The sequence below is a fragment of the Dokdonella sp. genome, from assembly GCF_035703485.1.
Taxonomy (GTDB): domain Bacteria; phylum Pseudomonadota; class Gammaproteobacteria; order Xanthomonadales; family Rhodanobacteraceae; genus Dokdonella.
Genome location: NZ_DASSYD010000160.1, coordinates 1 through 5,156, shown reverse-complemented (window position 1 = coordinate 5,156; position 5,156 = coordinate 1). Strand labels below are relative to the sequence as shown.

7 protein-coding genes are annotated in these 5,156 nt (G+C 57.8%); 1 reads left to right on the top strand and 6 read right to left on the bottom strand.

The window, feature by feature from the left end:
* A partial coding sequence (locus tag VFN25_RS12330) for a hypothetical protein (RefSeq protein ID WP_325142316.1) occupies positions 1–1,049 on the bottom strand: 1,049 nt, incomplete at its 3' end.
* Between the two features lie 81 nt (positions 1,050–1,130).
* On the opposite strand from VFN25_RS12330, the gene VFN25_RS12325 reads away from it, so the two are divergent.
* Positions 1,131–1,670, top strand: coding sequence for an NUDIX hydrolase (locus VFN25_RS12325; protein ID WP_325142314.1), 540 nt, complete (start codon positions 1,131–1,133; stop codon positions 1,668–1,670).
* Positions 1,671–1,679: 9 nt separating this feature from the next.
* Here the strand turns inward: VFN25_RS12325 and VFN25_RS12320 are convergent, their stop codons facing one another.
* The 5 genes from VFN25_RS12320 to VFN25_RS12300 form a co-directional block, all read right to left on the bottom strand.
* Positions 1,680–2,063 (bottom strand): MAPEG family protein, encoded by a 384-nt coding sequence (locus tag VFN25_RS12320; RefSeq protein ID WP_325142312.1) that lies wholly within the window; start codon positions 2,061–2,063, stop codon positions 1,680–1,682.
* A gap of 10 nt (positions 2,064–2,073) precedes the next feature.
* A complete protein-coding gene (locus VFN25_RS12315) occupies positions 2,074–2,781 on the bottom strand; it encodes a TMEM43 family protein (RefSeq protein ID WP_325142311.1) in 708 nt (235 codons plus the stop codon).
* A gap of 16 nt (positions 2,782–2,797) precedes the next feature.
* The gene (locus tag VFN25_RS12310; protein WP_325142309.1) at positions 2,798–3,289 is read right to left on the bottom strand and encodes a DUF4920 domain-containing protein; all 492 of its coding nucleotides are present in this window, start codon (positions 3,287–3,289) and stop codon (positions 2,798–2,800) included.
* 42 nt (positions 3,290–3,331) lie between these two features.
* A complete protein-coding gene (locus tag VFN25_RS12305; RefSeq protein WP_325142308.1) occupies positions 3,332–4,201 on the bottom strand; it encodes an MBL fold metallo-hydrolase in 870 nt (289 codons plus the stop codon).
* Between the two features lie 3 nt (positions 4,202–4,204).
* The coding region (locus tag VFN25_RS12300; protein ID WP_325142306.1) for a gamma-glutamyltransferase family protein at positions 4,205–5,156 on the bottom strand (952 nt) is incomplete at its 5' end.

Here is a 5,156-nt window from a genome sequence, read left to right as displayed (position 1 = left end):
AGACTCGTGGTGTCATGCGCCACCGGAAATCCCTTGCCTTCCTTGAGGTCGGCACCGAACAACCCCATCGCATAGTCGGCGAAGTACAAGGTGTTGCCATCATCGCTGACGGCCAGGCCGCGAATGCTGGTGAGGTTCGGGTTGGCTACGACAAGCTTGAGCTTGCCATCTTCGATCGTGTAAATCTCGTTGTGCAATCCGTCGGCCGCAAACACCGTACCATTCTTGCCGACAGTGATGCTGGAGAGCGTTTGCGCGCCCCGATTGGTTGGCATCAGGATCGTGTCTAGCAGCTTTCCGGTCGAGAGCTTGAACTTGAAGATTCCGGTCTTGTTGAAATCCTCCTTGCGAAAACCCTTGAAGTAGAGCGAAGAGGACGAAGTCACATAGAGCAGATCACGCGCCGGATCCACGGCCATCGCATAGACGCTCCACAGATTGCTGCCATCGGCCGGCGAGATGAATTCCTTGAGCTTACCGTTCTTGTCGGACAGGTAGATCTTGCCCTCGCGAACACTGCCAACAAGAAACTGCTTGCGCTTGGGATCCCAGGCGATCGATTCGAACAAGGTATCGCCCTTGGGCAATTCGAACGCGACCTTGCCTTCGCCGAACGGCTTGAGATTCGCTTTCAGGTTGTCGACGACATAATCCCAGGCTTCAGTACCGGTGACTTTCTCGAATCGCGGGTCGTCGCTGAGATCAACCCCGTAGCCCTGCGCTTTCATTTTCAGCAGCAGATCATAGGTTTTCGATTTGTCGCCCTGCTTGGCGTAAGTCAATGCGAGCGCCATGCGCAGATCGCCGGAATCGGGATTCAGTGCACTGAGGCGTGCCAGCGTCCAGCCAAGACGTTTTTGATCATCAAGCCGTTCGTAACCGGCAACCATGCGCCGCAGCACCGCCAACGAAGTGATCTCGTTGACCTGACTTTCGGTAAAGGTTGTCGCATCGCGTTTGACCGGCGTATTGGCCGCCGGCGTATCGGCCATGGCGAACTGCACACACAGCAAAGATGCGAGACAGAAAAGTAATCGCTTGATATTCATCAGTACAACCTTGGATGCTAGCGGGATTCAAGGCGGAGAAGACCTCGGCCTGGCCGCAAAAGTTTCATGGAGCCGACAACGATGAACGAAACAGTCACACTTTGCAATGGAATCTGGCTACGCCTGAAACGGCGTGGGCGCTGGGAATATGCCGAACGCACCAACCCGGGTGGCGGCGTGATGATCATTGCGCTGACAGCCGAGGACAAGCTCCTGTTTGTCGAGCAATATCGACCCGCGCTGGAATGCATGACCATCGAGATGCCCGCAGGCCTGGTCGGTGACGTGCCCGAAAGCGCAACCGAGAATGCCATCGAAGCAGCACATCGCGAATTGATCGAGGAAACCGGCTACGCCTCTGCCCGGATCGACTTCATCATGTCCGGGCCAACCTCGGCCGGCATGAGCAACGAGATTCTCGCCTTCGTCCGCGCTCACGATCTGACCCGTGTAAACGAAGGCGGCGGCGACGAAACCGAGAACATCACCGTGCACGAGGTTCCGCGCAAGGACGCCGCCCGCTGGCTGGTCGAGAAGATGACTGCCGGCTATTCGGTCGACCCGAAAATGTTCGCCGGACTCTATTTCCTCGAACACGATGAAATGATCCACAAGCGCTGAAGCCAGCACTCAGATGATCGATTGCCAGAGCAGCAACAACGCCATTCCGAGCATCGTCAGCAAGGTCAACAGCATGCCGATCAAGCGCGCCGGGCTTGAACCGGCAGACCTCGACAAGCCGATCGCGTGAAGGATGCGGCCGACAATCAAGGTGATGCCGAATCCATGTACCAGCAGCGGCTGAGTCTGGTTCCACTCGACCAGAAACAGAAGGATCAAGGCCAGCGGCAGATATTCGACGGCATTTGCATGCACGCGGATACACCTGGCCAGCTCACGATCACCACCATCGCCGATGCCGGTGCGGGACGAAAAACGTCGTCGTATCACTCGAAATGTCAGCACCAGGACCAGCAGGGTGCCGAGAGCTGCATAGATTCCACTTATGTGCATTCAGAGCCTCTCATTGTCCGTAGGTACGCGGCAGTGGAACGAGCTGTGCCGATTTCTGAATTCCGATGACCGTGGCTACAGCACTCGGCAACTCGAAATAGCGAATGCGCAGATCACCGACGGCGGGATGCAGCGAATCGCTGCCGGAAAGCAGCTCGTTTCCGAAAATGCTGAAACTGGCTGCAAGATTTGCCGACAGCTCATCGTTCTTGATCGGCCTCGGCTTCATGCCGATGGCGGCAACGAGAAGCTCGATATCTGGTTCAAATGCGCCGATATGAATCCCTTCGCCAACGAATCGGGCGGTCTCGACGGGAAACTTGTCCGGATTGCGGTGCTCGGTCGGGTTGCTGAATTTTGAAGAATCAATCCATTTGTCCGACCAAGCCATGCGTTGCGTGCATGCTCCATCAATGCACTCTTCAAGCCACTGATACATCTCCACCCTGCGATCGAGGACGATGCTGTTGGTCGCGACGAAGCCGAATTCGGAATCCTCGGGCGGCTTGTCAGCCAGCAGTTGTCCCTGGACGCTCACCCGCCGACCTTCGTTGTCGGGATCAACCGGAGTGGCGGCAACCGAAACTGCGACCTCCTGCGGCTCGGGCGCCATCATGAAGCGATTCCAGCCGCCGCGATAACCGATCAGGACAATGATCGCCGCCAGTACGACGACAAAGCTGCCGATGCCGATCAGGTCGCGCTTGCTCAGGCGCATATTCCCCGGCCCCGACTCAGACGGCGTCCGGAATAACCACGGACAAGGCGTCGATCTGCCACTCGCTCGCACCTGGCGGCTGCGCGCCGTCCTTCTTCAGATGCTCGATTTCTTTCGCACTGAGAGTCTTTTCGTTCAAGGTGCCATAGACGATAGCCGGTCCACTGCTGTCCTTTGGAACACCGAATGCATGCTCGTGCATGGTCACTCGCGCAAACTTGCCGCTGTCACTGGTGAGAACCACCCAGCAACCCATCTTCTGGCAAACCTTGGTGATGCGGCCACTGAACGCGGCAGGCTTGCCTGCATGCTGGTCGGCATTTGCGACAGCCGTGTCGAGATCAATGGCCACCGGCATCGACTTCGGCAGGATTGCGCCGTAGACAGAACCTGCATCGGTCGTCTCGACCACGGTTTCGGCAACAAACTTTTTCTCCTGCGTGTCCGCATGCTCATGAGCAATGGCAGCGGTACTGATCAGCAGTGACAACACGATGAGCTTGCGCATTGGATGAATCCTCGTCTTCATTTTTTTTCGGGCGTGAAATAGTCAGGCTGTCAGCGGCCAGGCGGAAAGTTGCGACAGCTCTTCACGGGTACTGTAGCGCCCTTTTTCATCGCGCTGCAGCGCAGCCATCGCGCACTCGCTGTCGTGAGTGAAAAACAGGCGAACGTTGCGTTGGAGTTTGTCGGCAAGAAACACCTTCTTCTCGTCAATCAGCATTTCCGGAAAGCGGTCGTAGCCCATCGTAATCGGCAGATGCACCCAGGGTCGACCCGGGATCAGGTCAGCGCAAAACACCACGCCGCCGTCAGTCGCGACAATCTCGGCCAGCATCAAGCCCGGCGTGTGGCCATTGGAAATCTCGAAACGCACCGCCTCGCCAAGCGCCTTGGAGTGCCTGCCTTCGACAATCTCCAGGCGTCCGCTGTCGATGAGCAACTGTGGCAACTCGGCAATGAAAGAAGCGCGATCGCGCGAATGCGGGTGATTGGCCCGCTGCCAGTGTTCGGCACCGACCACAAACGTCGCATTCGGAAACAGCAGTTCGGGAGCCGCATCCTGCTTCCACGCAACCAGCAACCCACCGGCATGATCGAAATGCAGATGCGAAAGCACGACCACATCGATATCGGCATGATCAAAACCCGCGGCGGCGAGTGATTCGAGCAGCACGTGGTGCTCTTCGGCAACACCGAAGCGTGCGCGCAATTTCGGCTCGAAAAATGCGCCGATGCCGGTCTCGAACAACACCGTCTTGCCAGCCAGGTCCTCAACCAGCAGGCAGCGGCAAGCGAGCGGGATCGCGTTGTTCTCATCCGCCGCGATCCATTTCTGCCAGACCGCTTTGGGCGCGTTGCCGAACATTGCACCGCCATCAAGGCGCTGCGAATTGCCGAGGACCGACCAGAGCTTCATCGCCTATTGCACCTTGCCGCTGCTCATTTCGTCGCGCGGATCGGAACCTGCGTGCAAGGTATTGGTCTTGCGATCCCAACTGACCATGTTCATCAATCCCCAGGTGCGCTCGGCATCGTTGATGATATAACCCATGCCTTGCAGGGCTTTGGCTTCCGCAGGCGTGAACGCATTCGGTTCGGCGGAAACCACATCGGGCAGATACTGGTGGTGATAGCGCGGATTGGCGACCACTTGCTTGGGCAACTCGCCGTCAATGAACGCCTGGATTCCCTCGAAAACCATGGTGATGATGCGACTGCCGCCAGGCGTACCGATGACGCCGACACGATCCTTGCCGATGACGAAACTCGGCGTCATCGATGACAGCGGCCGGTGTCCCGGCTTCGGTGCATTGGCATCGCCACCGACCAGGCCAAACGAGTTTGGCTGTCCCGGCAGCAAGGCGAAATCGTCCATCTCGTTGTTGAGCACAAAACCCGTGCCGGCGACGACGAAGCCCGAGCCGAGGGTCAGATTCACCGTCTTGGTCACCGATGCCATATTGCCGTCGGCATCGATGATCGAATAGTGCGTGGTGTGTTCGGATTCGGTTGGCGGCAGGTAACCCGGCAGCATGTCGCTCGGTGTCGCCTTGTCCGGATGGATTGACGCGCGCAGACCGGCCGCATAAAGCGGGCTGAGCAATTCGGCGATCGGCATCTTCACGTAGTCGGGATCGCCCAGATACTCGGCGCGATCACGGTAAGCGCGTCGCATCGCCTCGATATTGAAATGAATCCGGTGGACACGATCGTATTTTTGCAAATCGTAACCGGCGAGGATGTTGAACATCTCGGCAAGCGCGATGCCACCGGAGGAAGGTGGCGTTGCAGTGACAATATGCCAACCGCGATAGTCAAGAGCGATCGGCTCGCGCTCCTTGATCGTGTAGTCGGCGAGGTCTTGGAGGCTC